Annotated in this window: 21 protein-coding genes; 8 read left to right on the top strand and 13 right to left on the bottom strand. The window is 45.7% G+C overall.

The window, feature by feature from the left end:
• Nucleotides 1-63: 63 nt before the first annotated feature.
• Genes WD077_03475 through WD077_03465 form a run of 3 tightly spaced genes read right to left on the bottom strand, consistent with a single transcriptional unit; the run spans nucleotide 64 to nucleotide 746 of the window.
• Complete coding sequence (locus tag WD077_03475; protein ID MEX0966272.1) at nucleotides 64-333, bottom strand: type II toxin-antitoxin system RelE/ParE family toxin; 270 nt, start codon at nucleotides 331-333, stop codon at nucleotides 64-66.
• The gene (locus WD077_03470) at nucleotides 330-527 is read right to left on the bottom strand and encodes a hypothetical protein (protein ID MEX0966271.1); all 198 of its coding nucleotides are present in this window, start codon (nucleotides 525-527) and stop codon (nucleotides 330-332) included. Before WD077_03470 ends, WD077_03475 begins: the two co-directional genes overlap by 4 nt.
• A 27-nt stretch (nucleotides 528-554) precedes the next feature.
• Complete coding sequence (locus WD077_03465; GenBank protein ID MEX0966270.1) at nucleotides 555-746, bottom strand: hypothetical protein; 192 nt, start codon at nucleotides 744-746, stop codon at nucleotides 555-557.
• A 131-nt stretch (nucleotides 747-877) separates the two neighbouring features.
• Here WD077_03465 and WD077_03460 point away from each other — a divergent pair, with 131 nt between their 5' ends.
• Together WD077_03460 and WD077_03455 are read left to right on the top strand one after the other, a co-directional pair.
• Nucleotides 878-1,219, top strand: coding sequence for a nucleotidyltransferase domain-containing protein (locus WD077_03460; GenBank protein MEX0966269.1), 342 nt, complete (start codon nucleotides 878-880; stop codon nucleotides 1,217-1,219).
• Complete coding sequence (locus WD077_03455) at nucleotides 1,212-1,601, top strand: HepT-like ribonuclease domain-containing protein (protein MEX0966268.1); 390 nt, start codon at nucleotides 1,212-1,214, stop codon at nucleotides 1,599-1,601. Before WD077_03460 ends, WD077_03455 begins: the two co-directional genes overlap by 8 nt.
• A 63-nt stretch (nucleotides 1,602-1,664) precedes the next feature.
• Here the strand turns inward: WD077_03455 and WD077_03450 are convergent, their stop codons facing one another.
• The 4 genes from WD077_03450 to WD077_03435 are packed head-to-tail and all read right to left on the bottom strand — an operon-like array spanning nucleotide 1,665 to nucleotide 2,598.
• Nucleotides 1,665-2,018: a DUF5615 family PIN-like protein gene (locus tag WD077_03450; protein MEX0966267.1), complete on the bottom strand. Its 354-nt coding sequence runs from the start codon at nucleotides 2,016-2,018 to the stop codon at nucleotides 1,665-1,667.
• Nucleotides 2,018-2,254 carry a DUF433 domain-containing protein gene (locus WD077_03445; protein MEX0966266.1) on the bottom strand — a complete coding sequence of 79 codons (237 nt, stop codon included), beginning with the start codon at nucleotides 2,252-2,254 and terminating at the stop codon, nucleotides 2,018-2,020. The genes WD077_03450 and WD077_03445 overlap by 1 nt, the downstream gene beginning before the upstream one ends.
• Nucleotides 2,214-2,435: a hypothetical protein gene (locus WD077_03440; protein MEX0966265.1), complete on the bottom strand. Its 222-nt coding sequence runs from the start codon at nucleotides 2,433-2,435 to the stop codon at nucleotides 2,214-2,216. The genes WD077_03445 and WD077_03440 overlap by 41 nt, the downstream gene beginning before the upstream one ends.
• A gap of 7 nt (nucleotides 2,436-2,442) precedes the next feature.
• A complete protein-coding gene (locus WD077_03435) occupies nucleotides 2,443-2,598 on the bottom strand; it encodes a hypothetical protein (GenBank protein ID MEX0966264.1) in 156 nt (51 codons plus the stop codon).
• A 27-nt stretch (nucleotides 2,599-2,625) separates the two neighbouring features.
• Between WD077_03435 and WD077_03430 the strand changes: the two genes are divergently transcribed.
• The 3 genes from WD077_03430 to WD077_03420 are packed head-to-tail and all read left to right on the top strand — an operon-like array spanning nucleotide 2,626 to nucleotide 6,865.
• Complete coding sequence (locus WD077_03430; GenBank protein ID MEX0966263.1) at nucleotides 2,626-3,312, top strand: hypothetical protein; 687 nt, start codon at nucleotides 2,626-2,628, stop codon at nucleotides 3,310-3,312.
• Nucleotides 3,309-3,836, top strand: a complete 528-nt coding sequence (locus WD077_03425) for a hypothetical protein (protein MEX0966262.1) — start codon at nucleotides 3,309-3,311, stop codon at nucleotides 3,834-3,836. Before WD077_03430 ends, WD077_03425 begins: the two co-directional genes overlap by 4 nt.
• A 32-nt stretch (nucleotides 3,837-3,868) precedes the next feature.
• Nucleotides 3,869-6,865, top strand: coding sequence for a T9SS type A sorting domain-containing protein (locus WD077_03420; protein ID MEX0966261.1), 2,997 nt, complete (start codon nucleotides 3,869-3,871; stop codon nucleotides 6,863-6,865).
• Between the two features lie 103 nt (nucleotides 6,866-6,968).
• On the opposite strand, the gene htpG is transcribed toward WD077_03420, so the two are convergent.
• Complete coding sequence (gene htpG / locus WD077_03415; protein MEX0966260.1) at nucleotides 6,969-8,888, bottom strand: molecular chaperone HtpG; 1,920 nt, start codon at nucleotides 8,886-8,888, stop codon at nucleotides 6,969-6,971.
• Nucleotides 8,889-9,207: 319 nt separating this feature from the next.
• On the opposite strand from htpG, the gene WD077_03410 reads away from it, so the two are divergent.
• On the top strand, nucleotides 9,208-10,404 hold the full coding sequence (locus WD077_03410; GenBank protein ID MEX0966259.1) for an AAA family ATPase: 1,197 nt from the start codon (nucleotides 9,208-9,210) through the stop codon (nucleotides 10,402-10,404).
• Between the two features lie 236 nt (nucleotides 10,405-10,640).
• On the opposite strand, the gene WD077_03405 is transcribed toward WD077_03410, so the two are convergent.
• From WD077_03405 to WD077_03395, 3 genes are all read right to left on the bottom strand, one after another.
• Complete coding sequence (locus tag WD077_03405) at nucleotides 10,641-13,436, bottom strand: T9SS type A sorting domain-containing protein (GenBank protein MEX0966258.1); 2,796 nt, start codon at nucleotides 13,434-13,436, stop codon at nucleotides 10,641-10,643.
• Between the two features lie 153 nt (nucleotides 13,437-13,589).
• On the bottom strand, nucleotides 13,590-15,728 hold the full coding sequence (locus tag WD077_03400; protein MEX0966257.1) for a TonB-dependent receptor: 2,139 nt from the start codon (nucleotides 15,726-15,728) through the stop codon (nucleotides 13,590-13,592).
• A gap of 330 nt (nucleotides 15,729-16,058) precedes the next feature.
• Nucleotides 16,059-16,541, bottom strand: coding sequence for a DinB family protein (locus tag WD077_03395; GenBank protein MEX0966256.1), 483 nt, complete (start codon nucleotides 16,539-16,541; stop codon nucleotides 16,059-16,061).
• A gap of 215 nt (nucleotides 16,542-16,756) precedes the next feature.
• Here WD077_03395 and WD077_03390 point away from each other — a divergent pair, with 215 nt between their 5' ends.
• Together WD077_03390 and WD077_03385 are read left to right on the top strand one after the other, a co-directional pair.
• Nucleotides 16,757-17,377, top strand: a complete 621-nt coding sequence (locus WD077_03390; GenBank protein ID MEX0966255.1) for a SprT-like domain-containing protein — start codon at nucleotides 16,757-16,759, stop codon at nucleotides 17,375-17,377.
• A gap of 33 nt (nucleotides 17,378-17,410) precedes the next feature.
• On the top strand, nucleotides 17,411-19,168 hold the full coding sequence (locus WD077_03385) for an OstA-like protein (protein ID MEX0966254.1): 1,758 nt from the start codon (nucleotides 17,411-17,413) through the stop codon (nucleotides 19,166-19,168).
• A 282-nt stretch (nucleotides 19,169-19,450) separates the two neighbouring features.
• Here the strand turns inward: WD077_03385 and WD077_03380 are convergent, their stop codons facing one another.
• Both WD077_03380 and WD077_03375 read right to left on the bottom strand, forming a co-directional pair.
• Nucleotides 19,451-20,143: a phosphatase PAP2 family protein gene (locus tag WD077_03380; GenBank protein MEX0966253.1), complete on the bottom strand. Its 693-nt coding sequence runs from the start codon at nucleotides 20,141-20,143 to the stop codon at nucleotides 19,451-19,453.
• Between the two features lie 7 nt (nucleotides 20,144-20,150).
• On the bottom strand, nucleotides 20,151-20,924 hold the full coding sequence (locus tag WD077_03375; GenBank protein MEX0966252.1) for an enoyl-CoA hydratase-related protein: 774 nt from the start codon (nucleotides 20,922-20,924) through the stop codon (nucleotides 20,151-20,153).
• Between the last annotated feature and the right edge of the window lie 51 nt (nucleotides 20,925-20,975).

The raw sequence follows: 20,975 nt of genomic DNA, 5'->3' as shown, positions 1-20,975 counted from the left end.
TCCCGGCCACCTTCTTCACGATGTAGTTGCTGATCTGCTTTGAACTACGGTCGGGTCACCTGATCAAGGGAAATAGCGATAGATGTCTTTTCTATGAATAAATCGAACAAATAAAAGGGTGGTTGATCCGGTTTTCTCAATGCCAATTCTGTAGTCGCCAATCCTGATCCTGTAGAATTCACCTGTAGCCTTAAGCTTTTTTAGGTGCTGAATTTCCTGCAATGTCCCAGCAACCTGTACGTCACGAATAGCAGCAGCAACTTTCTTGTTTAACTGGACATCTCGTTTTTCGCTTAGGTCTTTCTTGAATTTTTTATCAATCAGGACTATCAAGGCTCCAGTTCCTTCAGGAATTCTTCAGTGTTAACCGTTTCTCCCGTTTTTCCTGATCTTATGGCTTCAATGAGACCAAAATCCTCAATTTCCTCATCAGAGAGTTGCTTGAAATTGAGCCCCATTCGTTTTGCAATTTCGAGAATAAGCTTCAGGTCCTTTCCAGATTCAGATGATATTAACGCTGTTTTCATGATTTGCTGTTTATTTCTCAAAGGCGACTACAACTTTGCCAAGATTTCGTGTTCCGAAACTTTATCATTACGATTTCCTTCCCGCATGAGCAAGGCCAGTCCGGCATCTTCCATTTCCTCTTCTGACAGTGACTTGTTCTTGATTCCGAGCTTCTCCAGCAATTTCAGAAGAAACTCCATTTCCCTGGCATTTCGAGGTGTGACGACAATTGATTTCATACCTGCAATTTAAGAACAAATGCTACCAAAAAATCCAGCCCTGTCCCAGGGAAAGCTCATGAAATACTTGCGCCAGCAGGGTTGTGATTAGCAATGCAACAGGATCAGCGAAAAATCAGTTAGTTTTGAATATGAACTTGCCACTAAGTAAGATCCTCCACGGAAGGGAAAATGAATTGCGCACGCTCTGTCAGGCGCATCATGTAAAATATCTTTTTGCATTTGGCTCAAGTGTTTCAGCTAATTTTTCCGATAATTCCAGTGACATTGATTTGATGGTTGAGATTGATGAAACCGATCCCATTGAGAAAGGGGAGTTGCTCCTGGATTTTTATATGGCACTTCAGGACTTCTTCAATAGAAAGGTGGATTTGCTGACCGACCAGCCAATAGAAAACGCTTACTTGCGTGAAAATGTAGAATCCACCAAAGTACTCATCTATGACCGGGAAGGAGAAAAAGTACTTGTCTGACATTCTAATTGCTGCCCAAAAGGTGGAAGAGTTTACTGCAGACATAAAAACTTTGGCAGACTATGAAGCTGATGCAAAAACCCGGAGTGCCGTAGAAAGGCAGTTGGCCATTATAGGGGAGGCGGTTAACAGGTTTCTCAAAGCCCACCCAAATAACCAGATTGACAATGCCGCGAAAATAATCGGTTTCAGGAACTGGCTCATACATGCTTATGATGCAATTGATAACACCACAGTTTGGGCTATTTTGAAAAGGCACCTTCCGAAGTTGAGGGATGGAAAGGCTGAGGGAATAATTTGCAGCTCCCACTTGCTCTCGTACGCCTCGCGCTCGTTCTTGAACTGCTCCTCCAGCTTCTCGGCCACCTGCTTTACGATGTAGTTGCTTATCTGGTTCATGCTACGTAATCAATTTGGGTATCGCAATTTGCGACACCCAGTTCCTTTAATAAACTATCCTAATCTCGTCAGGCCAGAGTTCAATTAAGGAACCTTCATTAAGGCAGTCTATTAGCAAGTTCACATTATTGCTTAAAGCCATATTAATATTCCGTAACCTCATATTTCCAAGGCGCACCAGAACAAGTCTTGGTGGACGTCCGGTAGTTAAGAAAGAGTAGAGAAAATCAGTGTCCTTAGTTATTACTACCCATCCTTGGGTGGTTGCCATTTCTATGATAAAGCTGTCCGAAGTATCATTTCCATCAGGAAGTTCTCTGGTATGCATAGCCTCATGCCCGGCCTCCTTTAAGATGTTAGCCCAGGAAGGCGGTAGTTGTGCATCTACAATGAACCGCATTAAGCTACTTTGAAGGAGATGTTTTTAAATTGGAGAATCCGGTTAGCGTACGCTATTGCGGCTAAAATGTCCTCCCGCTCAAGGTTAGGAAATTCGGCCAGGATATCCTCAATGGTGTCACCGGCAGCTAAATACTCAAGCAGGCTTTCCACCATCATGCGGGTGTTGCGGATGGTTGGTTTGCCGTGGCAAATGTCAGGATTTACGGTAATACGATTTTGAAGGGACTGATCCATATCTATGCTCTTTCAACAAATTTAGTGGTAATAATGCTGCCAAAAGAATGCCTTTGGCGTCTACCTGTCCGGCTTCGCTGAACTTCTTGGCCAGCGGGTGGTTGGTGTTAATCTTCAGGTTGTACTTCTCGGGGAAGTTGCCCATCATCATTCCGCCACCGGGTTTGCTCATGTCGCTCAACCTGCGGCTAAACCCTTGAAGGGTTGTTGGTGTTGAGCATGCCGTATTTTACGAACTTGTTGATGTCCTGCCACTTCGTCTCGTATGCCTCTCGCTCGTTCTTGAACTGCTCGTCCAGCTTCTCGGCCACCTTCTTCACGATGTAGTTGCTGATCTGCTTCACACTGCGGTCGGCTTGAATAGACGTTTGTTGTCTAACCAAAAGGTTGTAAAATTCCATCAAAATTATTTTTGTGCAGTGGAATCTTGTATTGTTTTACATGCTACATTTGATACCATGAAGCCCCTCATGGCAATAATACTTATCGTGGTTTCAACTTCCCTGTCTGGACAGGAGGTAGGTGGAGCTTTCTACTATAAGTTTAGTAATAACTCTACCTTGGGGAACGGGTATGGTTTTGCTCTCTTGGCTGACTTTCGCTTGAACCCCAACTTAATCCTGGAACCTTCCCTGGGTTTCTTAAGATTTAAAGAAGAAATCATCAGTCATGATGCCATTGGTGGTGTTTCCACAACCACCAAAATAAGAAAATCAGTTTATCCGGGAGTTGCTGTTCTTTATCGTCAGGCATTAATCCAGAACGAACTGGATGTAAGATTTGGGCCTCAGGTTCAATACTTAGCGTTCCTAGAACCTAAACCTGATAAATTATTTGAAGGAGATCCTTTTCACCGATTTGAGTTAAGCCTTCCATTGCTTTTTTCACTTAATAAGGTCGGTTCTTGCCGGTTTTCCTTTCATGCAGGTGTTGTTCCAGGAATAATATTAGGTTCCACTACACACTTCCAGAGAAACCCATTGCTTGGGGAGAAGATTCTTTTATTAGGACTGACCGGAGGAGTGAGATATAGCTTTTCTAAAGATAAACAACCATGAGAACACTAATGATCATAACCGCAGCCCTTTTACTAGCGGGCTCTGGCTGTAAAAAGCAAGAACCCGAACTGAAACTGCCTCCTCTAACCCATGAAGGAAAGAATATTTTAGCCTGTAAAATCAACGGGGAGATTTTTATTGCAGAAGGAGAACCTGGCGGTGGCTGGTCGCAAGATGGGGTGATTTACCGTTTTACGAAAGATAGTGCCATTTATTTAAGTGGCCAAGAAGAGGAGAAACCATTAAAAGCCTATCTATCGTTGAGCTTTATCTATAGCAAAGCTGCGAATGTGTTTAAGCTACTACAATATGAGAAGCGTCATGGTACAGTCATCCTGCCAGTTGACGAGTATGTGTTAGCAGAGTCGGAGTTCAATACCAATGAGGAGCATACGGGTACGGTAACCGTGACTTATTTTCAGGCTGACATTATAGCTGGTACTTTCGAGTTTGAGGCTGTGGATTCAAGGGGAGAATTAGTCCATGTAACTGATGGCCGTTTTGACTTAAAAAAATCCAAATAATCAATAAAATCAATCAAAAATGAAAAGAGTAATTGCCACCCGCTATAATTATTTTTGTTGGCTTTGTAGCAAAAGCACAAGACACTGTTTCAATTGCCTCAAATGGAAGGGCATATCCTGAAATTTTTGACAGCCTCAGTACAGGCTTAATTGAAGAACGCATTCCTTATGGAGTGCTTTATGACCGGGTGTTCCCCTGGAGCAACCTGACGGAATGGAGCGATGGCGACACTATTTCTTCAATGAGGGCAAGGCAGGCATGGTGGGACCTGGAGAACAGCCATGTGGGTACGTTTAGTGAAACCTATCCGGCTATGCGCGATAGCATGTACAATAATGCCCTTAGGAACAGGATACTCATTCCGATGGTCCGTTACAATTTTGCTACCATTGACACCAATGCCTTGAATGATGGAAGGCTCTCATTGGTCAACGGTATCCTTACAGATAATAATCTTACACAGCATCCCTATGACAGTCATCAGGTAACCTTTGCCGCACTGCCTGTTGATAGCATATTTGAAGATACGGAATACAAGCTGGTTTTTGACGAAGCATGGATACTGAACAACACCACAGATGAATTTGCAGAAGTAAAGGTCACTGACCTCACGGATGAAAACCAACCTACTTATTCCCTGGGACTGAATGACATGGTTCCCATAACCTTAAATGACACCGGATGGCACTTACTAAAAATTGAAGCAAAGCTTAGTGGCGGACAAACCTTTACCTCTTATCAGCAAATGCATGTGATGATGAAGCGTACTATTGATGACTGTTCTAATCCGGCTGGCCATCTTGTTGAATCCGACATCCCTTTCCAGGGCTATAATGAAACAGTGGCGACTACAAGTATTGGCAATTATGCCATTTATTACCGCTACAAAGCAGGCAGCACAGAGGAATGTGAGGATAAACTGGAAAAGCCCATAATTATTCTGGATGGGATTGATTTTTTGGACATACGTAGTATTGAAAAATTATATAAGAATGAACTTCAATACACAGATAATGGCTCCACCGTGTATTTGGGTGAAACTCTGCGTTCGTTAGGCTATGACGTGATAATCCTGAATTTTCCTGTCATCGGCAGCGCAGAAACAGAACATAAAACTGAGGTAAAATCTTATACCGGTAGCACTTACAATGGTTATGTGAGCCGGTTAGGCCGTGATGGCGGTTCAGATTATATTGAGCGCAATGCTTTCTTGCTGGTAAAGCTCATCCAGCAGATCAATGATTCATTAACGACTAACGGCAGCACTGAGGAACTTGTGGTAGTTGGACCAAGCATGGGCGGGCAGGTAAGTCGCTATGCGCTGGCTTATATGGAACAAGAGTTTGCGGCTACCACCAATCCGGACTTTGACCACAACACCCGGTTATGGGTAAGTTTTGACAGCCCGCATTTGGGAGCAAACATCCCAATAGGCTCACAACAGACATTGGAATTTTTTGGATACACTGGAGGAAAGCAAGAAGCTGCAAAAGCTTTAGAAACTAAGATACTTTCACCTGCCGCACGCCAGATGCTCATTGAGCAGTTAGATGGGCTAAATAATCAATCAGCATTCCGGCAGAGTTATATTAGTAATCTCACCTCGAACGGACTCAGCGGTTCCAATGGTTTCCCAGTTAATTTGCGCAAGGTTGCGCTCGCCAATGGTTCTGGAACAGGAACGAATACCTCTTTTGCCGGGGCTGAATATCTAAGCATGGAAGGAAGGAAAACGTTTGCCAATATTAAGGTGGTTGAGCTTCATACCAACTATTTGAATAATTATGGGGCCTTGCAGCGCACCATGAAGGCGCGGATTACCATTCCACATTTTTTAGGTTTTACAATGATTACTGAGGAAATATCCTTGACTAATTCTAATCCACGAGGTATAATGGATATAGTTCCAGGGGGAACTTACAATTCCCAGGAAGATTTGAAAGTTCAATTCTCAGAATTTATGGATGAGGAAGGTGTTGACTATACATGGGATACTTACCGGAAAAATCATACTTTTATACCAAGCGTCAGCTCACTGGCATTTATTAATCCGAATTTTAACTGGAGTACCCGCATTGATGATAGGAATCTGGTTTGCAACAGTGAAATACCCTTCGATAATTATTTCTTCGCAGCAACGAATTTGAATGAGGCTCACGTATTTTTGACAAAAGCAAATGCAGATTGGCTAGAACAGGAGATTACAAAAGGTCTTCCTGGATGCGATAATATTTGTACCCATTTATTGACCGGTGGTTCTCAATGGGTATGTTCTGGTTCTAATTATACATTTTCATTAGATGTTGCCGTTCCATCTGCTGTTACGGTACAATGGTCACTGTCTTCTGGCCTTTCCTTGGTTTCCTCCAATAGCAGTTCGGTTACAATAACTTCAAACGGTTATAATCCTTCGGCCGTTATTACAGCTACACTCGTAAATCCATGTGGTGCCAATACGGTAATAACCCGTATTGTCGGTTCAGGTCAACCTAATGCTACTTTTAATTTTGTTCAGGTGGGTAGTACATGCTGGTTTGAAGCAGTGGCATCACCGGTGAATTCCAACTATGTTTATTCGTGGAGTGAAAATGGAACCAACTACACCAACGGGAACCACACTTACGGAGAATTTATTCCTATGACTGGTTCAAATGTTCCAGTTTGGCTAAAGATTACTAATGCCTGTGGTGTTTCTACTTACCAAAAGAACTTCACAGTACAAACAGCACCTTCGGGCTGTATGTGGAAAAAAGATTGGAATACCTCAATCAATACGACAGAAAACAAGGAGATGCCATTGCTTATTTATCCAAATCCCACGTCTGAAAACTGGAACCTTAGCCTTGAAGAAGATGGAGTTAAAGGAATGGACTTACTTGATGGTTTGGGTAGGGTCATCATTAACAGTGTAAGCTACAATGTGAATAATTCTGTTGTCATTCATGGTTCGCATCTAACGACAGGTATTTACTACTTACGTATTCATTGGGCAGGCAGTATTAAAGTTATTAAGTTGATTAAGAATTGAGTAGAAATTAATTTTAGTGGAGTATAAATAAAGGGGAAATGGATCAGAACCATTGTCCCCTTTATTTATTACTGTGATGAATTCGTCCGAATGCAATTCGGACCTACAAGCTGTTAATACTCCGCTGCACAAACTCTGTCAGCTCTTTCCCTTTCAGCATATTCTGGCTTAGCCGCGCCAGGTCAAATGCCTGCTTGGCCAGGGCTTTCTTGTCTGCACTGGCGGTTTCGGAGCCTTTGGCATCTACCAGGCCGGCTTCGCTGAGCTTCTTGGCCAGCGGGTGGTTGGTGTTAATCTTCAGGTTGTACTTTTCGGGGAAGTTGCCCATCATCATTCCGCCACCGAGCTTGCTCATGTCGCTCATCCTGCGCATGAATTCATCGCGGGTGATGACCAGGGGCGGTTCTTCGGGGCTCATGGCTTCGGTCTCTACCGCAAACATGCCCCCCTCTAAATCTCCCCGCTGGGGTGAGACTTTCTCTTCACCCGCCTTTTCTCCCTCCCCCAGGGGGAGGGCCGGGGAGGGGCTGCCATTCACCACCTCCTCAAACAGCGCCTTCACCTTGCTGATCTGCTCTTCGCTCAGGACGCTTTGCTTTTCTTCGCCCTTGTCAATGAGCTTGTCGGGCGTGTCGGCATCCACGCGCTTGATATTCAGCTTCTCCTGGTTGCTTTCCAGCATCTGCACCCCGTGGTTGTCAATCATTTCGCGCAGCACCAGCACATCGAAGTCTTTCTTTTGGGCGGCATCAATGTAGCCGTGCTGTTCGTCAGGGTTGTTGGTGTAGAGCCACACGGTGTTGCCTTCCTTGTCGGTTTGCAGCGGCTTCACCTTTTCGTTGTATTCCTCTATGGTGAAGCGCTTGCCATCGGTATTCTCCACCAGCATAAACTTCTCGGCCCGCTCGCGGAACTTGTCATCGCTGAGCATGCCGTATTTCACAAACATGTTGATGTCCTGCCACTTGCTCTCGTATGCCTCGCGCTCGTTCTTGAACTGCTCCTCCAGCTTTTCGGCCACTTTCTTCACGATGTAGTTGCTGATCTGCTTCACACTGCGGTCAGCCTGTAGGTAGCTGCGGCTCACGTTCAGCGGGATGTCGGGCGAATCAATGACGCCATGCAGCAGCGTGAGGAACTCGGGCACGATGTCCTTCACCTCATCGGTTACGAACACCTGGTTCTGGTAAAGCTGTATTTTGTTCTGCTGTAGCTCTATCTGGTTGGTGATTTTGGGGAAGTACAAAATGCCGGTGAGGCGGAAGGGGTAGTCTACATTGAGGTGGATCCAGAACAGGGGCGGCTGGCTGAACGGGTACAGCTCTTTGTAGAAGTCCTGATAGTCCTGCGCGGTGAGGTCGGCAGGCTGCTTCAGCCAGATGGGGTTGGGGTTATTGATCACCTCGCCCTCAAACTCGATCTCGAACGGCATGAAGCGGCAGTATTTCTCCAGCAGCGTCTTGATGCGTGCGGGCTCCAGGTATTCGTCAGAATCCTTGTTGATGTGCAGTATCACGTCCGTACCGCGCTCCTTCCTCGTTCCGCGCTTTATCTTGAAGTTGGTATCACCCTCGCATTCCCAAACGGCAGGCTTGGCATCCTTCTGCCAGCTTTTGGTCTGCACCTCCACTTTGTCAGACACCATAAACGCAGAGTAGAAGCCCAGGCCAAACTTGCCGATGATCTGCTTCCTGTCCTCCACGTCCTTGTATTTCTCCACGAACTCCTCCGCACTGCTCAGCGCGATCTGGTTCAGGTATTTGTCCAGTTCTTCTTCTGTCATCCCTATGCCGCGGTCGCTCACGGTGATGGTGCGGTTTTCCTTGTCAATGGTCACTTTCAGTTTCAGCTCGCCCAGCTCTTCCGTCAGGTCGCCTTTGCGTGCTATGGTCTCCACTTTCTTGGTGGCATCCTGCGCGTTGCTCACCAGTTCCCGCAGAAAAATCTCCTCATCGCTGTAAAGGAATTTCTTAATAATCGGGAAAATGTTCTCGGTATGTACGTTTAATGTTCCGGTTTTCACTTCTTTTAATTTTAAATTTTGAGTGTTGAATTTTAAATGGGAACGCTGGTTTTTATGATTCTCATGAAATTAATCATGATTTATTTTCATAAGGATCATGAAGATCTGCGTTCTGAATTATTGTTAAAGATCATGACGATCTGCGTTCAGGAGCCTCGGTTGTCAATGACTTTGCCAGTGGGATGCGGGGTGAAATTTTGGCAGTTGGAAGGGATTATTGGCCAGACTTTATTGTTACCCATATGTATCATAAAATGCCTATAAGTGTTACTTGCATGTAACATTATTTGCTTACATTTGCTACCTTAATGTAACACTTATGGAAACGCTTCGTGCCCACCACAACCGATTGATTGATACTGCTACGCCTTCCGTGCTGCAACGGCCGCTGGGCCTGGAACTGAACTGGGGCCTGCGCCTGAGTGGAATTCTCGGCACCAGGGGCGTGGGGAAAACCACGCTTATGCTGAACCACTTAAAGGAAACGCACGGCCGTGATCCCAGCGCACTCTACGTGAGCCTGGACAATATTTATTTCAACTCCAACCCGCTTTTCGATACGGCCAGCGATTTTTACAATTCGGGTGGCAAGTACTTGTTTCTCGATGAAGTACACCGATACCAGAATTGGTCGCAGGAAATCAAGAACCTGTATGATTCCTTTCCTGCTATGAAGATCGTGTTCACCGGCTCTTCCATCCTACACCTCATCCAGGGGCAGGCAGATTTGAGCAGGCGGGCAAGGATTTACCGAATGGAAGGACTGTCGTTCCGGGAATTTGTCAACGCGGAAACCAAGCTCAGCCTGCCGCACTATTCGCTCAGCGATATAACCGGGAACCACGTTTCCATTGCCGGGGAAATCACAGCACAGGTGAAGCCGCTGGCACATTTCCAGGCTTACCTGCAACATGGCTATTATCCATTCTACCTGGAAGATTTGCCTTCTTACCCTGACCAATTGATGGCCACCATCAACCTGGTGCTGGACGTGGACCTACCGCTATGCCGTGCGGTGGACGTGAACAGCAGCCGCAAGCTCAAACGCCTCCTTTACATGATTGCGACAACTGCCCCGATGACGCCCAATGTTTCCAAGATCAGCGCGGGCGTGGAAGTGGCCCGGAAAACGCTGCCGTTGTATTTTGATTATCTGCACGATGCACAATTGGTGAACCTGCTGAGAAGCGCTGGGAAGGGCTATTCGCAATTGGCCAAGCCTGCCAAAATCTACCTGCACAATACCAACCTTGCGTATGCCATCGCGCCCCAAATTCCGGACAAGGGCACTTTGCGCGAAACGTTTTTCCTGAACCAACTGTCCAGCCGGCATACCGTGAACCACACCGACATTGGCAACTTTTTAGTGGATAATTCCATGATCTTCGAGATTGGCGGGAGGTCGAAAAAAGGTACGCAGCTAAAAGATGCTGAGAAGGGCTTTGTCGCTGCCGATGATATAGAGGTGGGGTATGGGAATAAAATACCGCTCTGGCTATTTGGGTTTTTGCGATGAGATAAACTGCCAAAAATGGGAACGCGGATTGGACAGATCAAACGGGTTTTCGCGGATTTTCTTTTTATCCGTGCTTATCGGTTAAATCAGTTCGATCCCGTGTTCCAATCAGGTTTTTGAGGTGACCTTCATTTGACACTAATTTCACTAATTAGCACGAAAATTTGAGTTAATATTTTGATTGCCAAAAAGAAAAGGGCTGGGGGACGCTAATAAATTGTGGGGCGATATACTCCTTATTTTATATGCTGGATTTTTGTCACGGTCTCTTTGCCTGCGGCAGAGAGCCTTACCAAATATTCACCATTTGCCAGGCTGGGTGGTGCCGTATAATGAAAGTGATGCGGGCCGGGTTCCACTTGGCCGACAGGATGGGTGGAGAGCAGCCGCCCCTGCAAGTCATAAATCCTGAACTGTACGTCTGCCGTTTCCTTGAGGTCATAGCAAAAAGTAGTAGCAGACGAAAATGGATTTGGATATCCTGTCATCAGTTCCAGTTCGTCATCCATGGGTACGCAATAAGTGCCGAAGTCGAAGAATTTCAGGAGGAGGTTACCCGAGTTGTTTATTCTGTTTTCAGTATTATTTAGAGACCCACCTCCTGAGGCGGAAACCGACATTAATACATAAATCAGTTGATTTTTTAGGGCTATGTCTCTTACTTCATAATGCACTGAACTGGCAGGATGGAAAGGTAATTCCTTTTGCCACATTATTTCCCCTAATTCATCAATCTTGGTGAGGCCATTTTCCGCAATGGTAAAAACATCATTGTCATTGTTAAACTTTAGATGATTAGGCGCAATGCTATGGAAGCGGTGAGTCCAAATTAAATTCCCGTTTCTCTCAAATTTTGATATTTGTCCTGATGGATAATTATTAATTGCAACTACGGGTTTTTCTTCAAGGTCAAAATACATGGCTCCCCTATAATAATGCTGAAGAAGCGTATCATCATATACCCTTACTGATTGCATATCGCCAAAACGGTTATAAATTCTCATCGTATCATGGTTCATTACAAAAAGATTGGCCTCTTTGTCAAATGCCGCTATTGAGCGCCATTCCGGAATTTCCTTCTCAAACTCCACTTTTCCATCCGGGCCATATATTGTGAACGATGGTCCAATCACGTTTTCTGAAAACAAATAAAAGCGTGTGTCAAAATAACAACCTGCGAACCTTGCCGGGCGAGACCAATATCCTCCTCCGCCTGAAACGCCCCAGCCCCATATAGTGTGGCCTGCATGGTCAATCTGCTTCCATGCATGGCCTCGCCAAATAAAATAACCAGCTTCGTTTTCTTCAAGCAAAATAGGCGTGGTTCCCTTGCTGTTAAAAGATTCCAGCAATTCCCCATCTTTTCTATACCGGAAAATGGAGATGTGGTCCTCTCCTGAGGTTGCCATAAGTAGCTCTCCCTTGTCGGTGATCTGGGCATGGGTTTGACGATCCTTATAGCTCGAACGTGCAAATGCTATATCCGATACATCTTCCCGGTCCCAAACCGTTTCTCCGTTTCTGTTGAGTTTTCTTGTGTAGAGCTTGCCACTCACGCTAAGTGATGGTCCTGTGATATATACCTGGTTTGGCTCATCCGGATGTATGAGTAAACGATCAAGTTTAAGGTCAGAGGTGGATTCACTATAAAAATTTTCCGGGTAAAGAAGTTTTGTCTTGTGAAACGTAGCAATACTGGCTGCCTGATACTGATAACTTTTATAGATATTGAAAACGAGAATTGCTTTATCCCCATTTATATCAAAGATTTGTTGCCCAATTAATTTTATCATCGGGTTGCTTACTGAATACCCATTTGGCAAAGCAAGCTCCGAAGTATAACGATACCCATTTAGGTGATCCACAGTAGTGCTGTAATCCCTGCCAAACGAGTGCGTGAACATTAGCCAAACATTCGAATCTAAATGATAGGAATTGTAAGGAACCACATCAAAGTCAATTAATGAATTTCCAGTCCAGATCGTATCTAATACAATCGGCCCGCTCGCATCCATTCCCAGTATCCGGTAGAAAAAAGTCCTGGGTTGATCTATATAACCGCGAAGGCCAATGGACAATACTCCTTTGTTTTCCTTGATGGCCAGTGGCCAGAAATTATAAGCCGTGTCCTGTAGGTTCCTGGCAAAAACTTTAGTGCCCTGATCATCAAATTTCTCTACGAGTATTTCTGCCAGGGGACCATTGGTGCTCAAAAGAAAAGCGTCTGACTCTTTCAGGGCGAAGTCAACCGGCACATAATTCCATACGTTGGGATACTGAATGTCATAAACCAACTTCCCATCGGTATCAAATTGTTTGAGGCTGTACCCATTGAATGCCTGAGGAAGTGAATCAGAAGTTTGGATCAATACGAAAAAATTACCAGTAGTAGCCACCCTGGCTTTTAGAAGTCTATTTATGGAGTTGCTTTCATGTTTCACGTTTTTGGTGAAGAGCACATTACCGTTTGGATGGATTTTCTCCACCATTAATTTACCCTCATTTGGCGCTGAAAACTGGCTGAAGAAAAAATAGATGTTTCCTGCCTTGTCTACGTGCAATGAGATGTAATCTTCAGGATTGCGCTCCAAAAGTGCCTGGTCATAAAGACGCTTCCACATAATATTGCCGGTAGGCGAGATGTGGGCCAGCAGCAGTTTGTACCCTTCCTCCGGCACATAATATTTCCCGGCCACGGTTGCATAGCCATTTTGGTCCAGTGCTGCTTTGTATCCGATGTTCAGGGCGGGTACTTCACTTTCCAATTGAATCTTATAAATGATACGGCTATCGTCATCTAAAAGAACTGCCATGATGTCGCTCCCGGCTACTTCATTATCACAATAACCAACAAGCGAAACCCTATTACCATTCGGGTCAGCAGACGCATCCATAAACCCGGAGCTTTGCTGCCCTCCGGTATTGCTAATCATTTGTTGCCAAAGGAGTTCAGGCTGACGGAATGGTTGTACCTGTGCTGAGCAAAGGATGGTGACCAATAGGAAAACGGATAGGGACGGGGCTGCTTTCATAATTGTGGCTTGTTTCTTCTACTCAAAGGAAAGCAATCTGGCTGGAAAAAGTGGCTTCCCGGCATTAATATTAAATTCATCGGCAGAACCAGTTAAAAACTAAAAACGCAATTCAAATTCGTTAAATCAGTTCTATCCTCGTTCCATTTGCCCTTATATTTTCAACGGCACTTCCACGCCCACATAATAGTTCCTTCCCGGTGCAGGTTCAAAGAAACGTGCTCCTGCGGCATTGGGAACTACTGAGCCATTATACTTTGCATCCAAAATATTATTGATCCCACCAAAAATTGTGAAGCCAAATTTTTTGAATTGCTTTTTATAACCCAATCTTAAATCTAAAAGAAAATATTCTTCATTTATATAATTATGCAATGGGTCTGTCGCTCCCGGAACTGGGCCGTTGAAGTCGTTGGCGAAATATTCTCCTATCCACTGCGCCTCCAGCGTGGCAAGTAGTCCTTTGGGATGCTTATAGTCAATGCCGGTAAAAAGGTGGTGGGCCGGGACGCCCGGAACTTTATTTCCGGCCAACTGCACGAATTCAGAACCGGTTTCTACATTATAATTATCAAATAAATAATTCATATATGTATAGCTCGCAAAAAATTCAACCATTTTAAAGGGACTCACCGCCAGCCAGCCTTCGAGGCCACGGTTGGAGGTTTCGCCTGCATTGCGGTAAAAGGTTACATCGCTCTGCGTACTGGCTTGGTAGGGAATAAGCTGATTTTGAATTTTTAAATAAAAGGCCGTAAGCCCGCCCTTAAATCTGCCGCTGCTTTTGCGAAGGCCCGCTTCAAATCCCCAAACCGTTTCGGGCAGCAGGTTTTGGTTAAATCCTGCTCCTTGCGGATCATTGCTAAATTCGTTGGCGGTGGGCGTTTGAAATGCCGTGGAATAATTGGCAAAGCTCTCCCAGCCTTTGCTGAACTGATACAGCGCCCCAGCAGAGGGACTTAATTGATTAAAATTAATAGCCGGAGAATTGAGCTGAGATGTTTCATTGTTTATTTTAAATACAAACCAATCCTGGCGAATGCCAGCGGAAAGGGTCAGTCTGTTATTATAGCGATATTTTAATAAAGAAAATAATCCGGCATTATTCACATTTTCGCGTTGCGACAGAACCATTGGTCCTTTCTCTAAAATATCCATCCGGTCTGCCAGGCTTGCAGTGGCCAGTTCCGCGTCAGTAATTCCAGGATTCTCAAATTCCTGCCGGTCATCCGCCTGAAATTCCATATCGAAACCGGCCAGCCATTTCAACGAAGAGCGCCTGCCGGTGGCGAAGCTTTTCTCATACACATTGTGCGTACCCCCCGACCAGCGGCTCAGATCAATGATGCGCCCGAAAATCGGGTTATCCAGCTCGCGGGCAATGCCATAAACCGTGGAGTTGAGGCTTCCCCATTTCCCAAAATCCTGTTTGAGGGCGATGCCGCTTTGGCCCTGCATTACTGCTTTACCGGAAACTTGACGCTGCACAATGCCACGCGCCTGCCTGCGGTTCAACCCCACTTCCTGGCGCGAAAGGCTGCTGGGGTTGTACATGTAAGGCGCGTGCATCATGTTGAGGATGAACGTCAGCCGTGTGGAATTGCTGGGACGATAGTTCACCACACTATTGAGATGGTAGAGCCGCGCCTCCGAAAAATCGCGGTATCCGTTGTAGTTTGTGCCATCCGCACTGATGAGATAGCTGGTCTTGCCCGTATTCCCGGCAAGCTGCAACTGCCCTTTGTAAAAACCGTAGGAGCCAGCCGTCAGCCTGGGAGTAAGCACAACCTCATCGGCAGCGGGGGTTTCAGATTCCATGTAAATAACGCCACCGGCAGCATTGCCATAGAGCGTGGATGACGGTCCGCGCAATACCTCCATGCGGCCAATCCAGCTTGGGTCCACGTTGTTGAGCTGCGTAGTGCCATCCGGAAAAGTGAGCGGGATGCCGTCCAGCACCATCTTTATGCTGCGCACGCCAAACTGCGCGCGGCTGCCCATTCCGCGGATGCTGATGCGCTCGCCCTGCGATAAATTGTGGCGGTTGCTCACAAATACGCCCGGCACCCTCCGCAGCGACTCTTCCAGCGCCAGTGTGGGTTTCAGGAGCTGTATCTCGTCCTGATTCACCAAACTCAGCGAAGCCGGAACTTCATTCGCCATCATTTCTTCGCGCGTGGCCCTGATCTCAGCGGGGGCAAGCTTCAGGGTGTCCACAACGTCCGTCTGGGCACTCAGATTGACAGTTGAGCAAATCGCCATCAGCAAAAAGAGAATCGAGGAATTTTTCATTACCTGAAAACGAGCAAAGCCCTAATCGGTTTCAAAAAGCTTAAATTCATCTTACCCCGGCTATTTTCTTCACCTCCCAAAAAGTGCTTCTTTTTTTAATTCAAAATTCCTAATTCAAAATTCTTAATTTATCAGTCTGTGCGCTCAGATTGGCAGTGGAGCAAATCGCCATCAGCAAAAAGAGAATCGAGGAATTTTTCATTACCTGAAAACGGGTAAAGCCGAAATGGGTTTCAAAAAGCTTAAATTCATCTTACCCCGGCTATTTTCTTCACCTCTCAAAAAGTGCTTCTTTTTTTAATTCAAAATTCCTAATTCAAAATTCTTAATTCAAAAGTGTAAACCCAGCAACCGCAAAATAATGAGAAGCTGCCCCGAATGGTAGGCGGAATGCTCTGTAATTAATATTGCTTCCCGCAGCAACGTCTGCCCGGAACCATGAGGAATCGGAGAAAAAAGATTGTTTTCAGAATTTAATAAATAATCGCAAAAAGCCTTTCGGTCATTAAAATATTGCGCTTTCAGGTTGTTCCAGTCGGCCTCGTTGTCGGGTGCTTTTTTGCCAGGCCAGTAGCCTTCCGGCCATTTGGGTGCTTTATAATCCGGGTTTCGGCAAAATTCAAGAATGTCATTTTGTGCAAACCAGGTATGATAAAAAAGCTGGTAAAAGGAATAAGGGACACCTTGAGGAATGATACCCGTTTTCTCAAAGGAAATCTCCTTCAGCATTTCTTCCATGGGCATAAAAGCATCCCCGCCTTCAATATGCTTTGCCAATTGTTTCCGCAGCAATGTTTCCGTGTTTTCGTCCATTTTTCTATTGTTTTCGTTTAAATTATTAATTAAAATTAGCAGTGTAAAATTAAAAAGGAATATCCTGGATTATGCACTTCTTTTTGCAATGGATTTTGCCACTCGTTTGCTGTTGGTCTCTGTAGACTTCGTTGCTTTTTCCACCATCTGTGAATTGTTTGAGATGATTGCACGGGCCATTGCATTTACCTTCGCATCTGCAACGTACAAGGAAAATGACGGAAGAGCAGTTTAGCAACATTATGCGCAAGTATATGCCTGAGGCAGGGTTATCCCCCGCCTTCAGGTTATTTTACGAGCATTCCTGCCAGTTTAAGATCAGCCGGGCACGCAAGAGCAAGTATGGCGATTTCCGGCCATCCTTCCGGGGGCAGCCGCATCGCATTTCCGTGAACCACAACCTCAACCCTTTCCTCTTCCTCATTACATACATCCATGAATATGCGCACCTGGCTACCTGGAAACTTCACGGACAAAAGGCCAAACCTCATGGCACGGAATGGAAGGAGCAGTTTAAGGTACTGATGCAGCCATTTTTCCAGGCCGAAGTATTCCCCCAGGACGTAACCCGCCAACTACAGGCGTATATGCTGAACCCGGCAGCGGCCAGTTGCACTGACGTGAAGCTACACCGCCTCCTCCGCAATTATGACGGAGCCATAAAGCGCCTCCCCACGCTGGAAGAGTTGCCGGGCTCCTGCCATTTTGAGTGGCATGATGGTCGCATTTTCCAGAAAAAAGAAAAGCTGCGAAAGCGGTATCGCTGCATGGAAGTGGAAACCAAACGGCTCTATTTATTCAGCCCGCTGGCGGAGGTAAAGCTGCTTGATTTTTGACCAGCGGCCCTTCACGTGTACCTAATCCCCGCTATGACTGGCAAATTCCAGCTTTCTCTTCTGTTTTTTATTTTAATTAGTCTTTCGCTTTTTTCCCAAACCAGAGATGTGATGGAGATTAAAAGCGCTAAGGTGCTGGAGTATGTTTCGCGCGGTGGCAAGGAGGTGCGGATGCTGACTGGTAACGTGGTGCTGAAGCAGAAGGACATGATCCTCCATTGCGACAGCGCTTACCAAAACATTACGGCCAATACCATTGAGGCTTACGGAAACATTCACATCGAACAAGGCGACAGCATTGACCTCTACGGTAAGCGGCTGGACTATGACGCTACACGGAAGTTTGCCGTGATCTCTGACGATGTACGGCTCATGGATCGTGAAATGGAATTGCGAACCGAAAAGCTTTACTACGATGTAGGACTGAGCCAGGGCTATTACCTCGACAGCGGTATTATTTACAGTGATGAAAATACGCTCACCAGCGACCGCGGATATTATTATTCAACCTCGCAGGACCTCTATTTCCGGCACAATGTGAAGCTGGTCAATCCGCGGTATACCATGAACTGCGATACATTGCGATATCACATTCCCACCAAAGTAGCTTATTTCTACGGGCCTACCCATATCCTCAGCGATAGCAATGCACTCTACTGCGAAAACGGATGGTATAATACCGAAACTGACAGAGCGCGCTTTGGGCAGAACGCCAGTCTCAAGAGCGGAGCACAGGAACTATATGGCGACAGCCTGTTCTATGATAGAAATCGCGGCCTGGGCCGGGCCGAAGGAAACATCACGCTTTTGGATACGGTGGAGAAATTCAGGATCAAAGGAAACTATGCCAAGCATTTTGAGTATTCCGAAGAAACATTCATTACAAAAAAAGTTCTGGTGGTGAAGCCATTTGAAAAGGACACTTTTTTTATGACCAGCGATACGCTGTGGGCCGCTTATGAAACCGATTCTGTAAAAACGGTGGATTCACTTGCTGTGCCTGACAGCCTGGTGCGCTACCGCGTACTGCGCGGATATTATGATGCCCGGTCCTTCAGCACAGATTTCCAGACTGCCTGCGATTCGCTCGTCTACTCATTCCGCGATTCGGTGATTGACCTCTACCACCTGCCTGTGTTGTGGTTCGACAAATTCCAGGTGACTGCGGAACACATCAAAATATTTACGAGAAACAACAACGTGCAGCGCCTGGAAATGACCAAAGATGCCTTCATCATTTCGCCCGAAGATTCCATCCGCTACAACCAGATAAAAGGCAAGGACATGACGGCCTGGTTTCGCAACAATGAAATGTATCAGGTAGACGTATATGGCAATGGCCAGAGCATCTATTTTGTGAAAGATGAAAAGGATAAATACATTGGTGTAAATAAAATCGAGAGCAGCGATATCCGGATAGGTATTGACAGCAATCAGGTGAGCCAGATCACTTTTCTTAAAAAACCGTCAGGAGACATGAACCCCTTAATGCAGGTGGCAGCCGCAGACCTGAAGCTGAAGGGATTTGACTGGCGGGAGGAACTTCGGCCTCTTTCCGTAAGATCACTGGTCGGTGAAGATTACAGAGAAGATAGTACTATGGGATCCATCCCTCCGGAGACTAAAGAAAAAGAATTAAAAGAAAAGGAAGAAAAATTGGAGCAGCCATCCACTCAAAATGCTAACCCTCTGTTGAAATTCAGGAAAGGCAGAAAAATGCAGAGAGAATCCTTAGAAAAAACTGAAGAAGAAGAAGAGAATGCTTCAGAGGAAGAGGTGAAGGAGGAATAGCCGCGTGGAATTTCAAATTTTCATTCCTTAATTATGTTTTATCTGAAAATTAAAATACCAATTAAATCTTGCTGAATTCTTTATTATTAAAATTAAAGGTTTTTATTGTTAATTTAATATAAAGACGCTCAAATTTTCTGGCATTTGCTTTTTAGCCAAGCCCGCCCTGCTCAATAGCGTAAGGTTTAAACACTACGCTATTGAGCAGGTTATTGATAAACCAATTTATTACAAAGGAATCGTAAACACGTATAGGGCTTTATTCTTTTTCAAATTCATAACTCAATTTCTGAGCAGCGACTTCTCCATCCAATTCTTCCGCAGCAGTTTTCCCGGTTTCTTAACCTCCAGGAACCAATAGCCAAGGATGGCACAGGTAACACCTACCACGGAACCGGCATATACATCCACAAAAAAATGCTGGCCGAGGTAAATTCGCGAATAACCTACCATCACAGCAATTAAAAAACAAAGGATGCTTACGGGCGGCCGCTTAATAACCAGCGCCAAGAAAGCAAATATCGCAAACCCGGTGGCTGTGTGGCCGGAAGGAAAACTGTGATAGCTGTGAAGTTCCAGGCCCTCAATGACGTTAAAATCAGGCGCTTCAGTGAGCACCCGGAACGGGCGGTGGCGACCTTCAAATACGAAATTCTTGAGCAGTTGTGCAACAATTCCCGTGATAATAAATGTAATCCCGGCAGCAATGGCGAGCCGGTACCGCACAAACAACAGCATTGCCGCCACAAAGAACGACAAGAGGCCATCCCCAAGATAAGTTCCGTAGTAAAAAAAGTCATCCCAAAAAGGCGCGTTCAGGCCGTGGATGCTGAAAAACATTTCCTTGTAATCATAAAATCCCATCGCAATGGCCGTAAAGAGCAACAGCAAAAAGTAGGGATAAAAGAAAAAAGGATGATCATGGATCACATCCCGAAGGCGGGGAAGCCGGATGTTTTCAGGATTGTCAGCCATTGGAATTTCATTTTCCTGTAAATGCCGGAGTACGCTTTTCGAGGAATGCTGTGGTGCCTTCCTTAAAATCGGCAGTGCCAAAGGAGCGGCCAAATTCCCGGATCTCGTCCTGGAAACCGGTATTTCCACCTTCTTCACAAGTGTTTACAAGGGCAATGATGCGCCCGATGGCCAGTGGCGATTTACTGCCAGCCTTGTCGAGTATTTCCCTGCATTTGTTCATTAACTCATCCTGTGTCACCACATGGTTTACCAGGCCCAGCCGCAGGGCTTCATCCGCCTTTATCATGTCTCCCGTGATCAGGAACTCCAGCGCTTTCGTGCGGCCAATAAGGCGGGTAAGACGCTGGGTGCCACCATATCCGGGGATGACGCCCAGGTTTACCTCCGGTTGCCCAAAGCGGGCATTTTCGCTGGCCACGCGCAGGTGGCAGGCCATTGCCAGTTCGCAGCCTCCGCCCAGAGCAAAACCGTTAACAGCCGCAATAATGGGTTTGGAGGCGTGCTCAATTTTATCAAAAACATGATGGCCGGTGGCTGACAATTCCTCTCCTTTCGCTTCCGAGTAATTGGCGAATTCAGCAATGTCTGCTCCTGCAGCAAAGGCTTTTGGGCCCTCCCCGGTCAGGATCATTCCATGCACCTCTTTATTGTTTAGTCCGCTTTCAACCGCTTCTTTAATATCGCTGATCACCTGGCGGTTCAGCGCATTCAATTTGTCAGGGCGGTTAATAGTTATGGTTAAAATACCATTAACGATCTCAGTTTTCAGTGTAGACATCTATTGTGTTCGATTTTAATTTTTAAGAATTGAAATGCGCTCCAAAGGTAG

Source organism: Bacteroidia bacterium, from assembly GCA_040880525.1.
Taxonomy (GTDB): Bacteria; Bacteroidota; Bacteroidia; order CAILMK01; family JBBDIG01; genus JBBDIG01.
The sequence above is the reverse complement of the archived record's forward strand: the minus strand, read 5'-3'. Positions and strand labels throughout refer to the sequence as shown.

Excerpts from the sequence above, each read along its gene's own strand:
- WD077_03470 (MEX0966271.1), bottom strand. The coding sequence starts at position 527 with ATGAAAACAGCGTTAATATCATCTGAATCTGGAAAGGACCTGAAGCTT.
- WD077_03465 (MEX0966270.1), bottom strand. The coding sequence starts at position 746 with ATGAAATCAATTGTCGTCACACCTCGAAATGCCAGGGAAATGGAGTTT.
- WD077_03460 (MEX0966269.1), top strand. The coding sequence starts at position 878 with ATGAACTTGCCACTAAGTAAGATCCTCCACGGAAGGGAAAATGAATTG.
- WD077_03450 (MEX0966267.1), bottom strand. The coding sequence starts at position 2,018 with ATGCGGTTCATTGTAGATGCACAACTACCGCCTTCCTGGGCTAACATC.
- WD077_03445 (MEX0966266.1), bottom strand. The coding sequence starts at position 2,254 with ATGGATCAGTCCCTTCAAAATCGTATTACCGTAAATCCTGACATTTGC.
- WD077_03425 (MEX0966262.1), top strand. The coding sequence starts at position 3,309 with ATGAGAACACTAATGATCATAACCGCAGCCCTTTTACTAGCGGGCTCT.
- WD077_03410 (MEX0966259.1), top strand. The coding sequence starts at position 9,208 with ATGGAAACGCTTCGTGCCCACCACAACCGATTGATTGATACTGCTACG.
- WD077_03405 (MEX0966258.1), bottom strand. The coding sequence starts at position 13,436 with ATGAAAGCAGCCCCGTCCCTATCCGTTTTCCTATTGGTCACCATCCTT.
- WD077_03400 (MEX0966257.1), bottom strand. The coding sequence starts at position 15,728 with ATGAAAAATTCCTCGATTCTCTTTTTGCTGATGGCGATTTGCTCAACT.
- WD077_03395 (MEX0966256.1), bottom strand. The coding sequence starts at position 16,541 with ATGGACGAAAACACGGAAACATTGCTGCGGAAACAATTGGCAAAGCAT.
- WD077_03390 (MEX0966255.1), top strand. The coding sequence starts at position 16,757 with ATGACGGAAGAGCAGTTTAGCAACATTATGCGCAAGTATATGCCTGAG.
- WD077_03385 (MEX0966254.1), top strand. The coding sequence starts at position 17,411 with ATGACTGGCAAATTCCAGCTTTCTCTTCTGTTTTTTATTTTAATTAGT.
- WD077_03380 (MEX0966253.1), bottom strand. The coding sequence starts at position 20,143 with ATGGCTGACAATCCTGAAAACATCCGGCTTCCCCGCCTTCGGGATGTG.
- WD077_03375 (MEX0966252.1), bottom strand. The coding sequence starts at position 20,924 with ATGTCTACACTGAAAACTGAGATCGTTAATGGTATTTTAACCATAACT.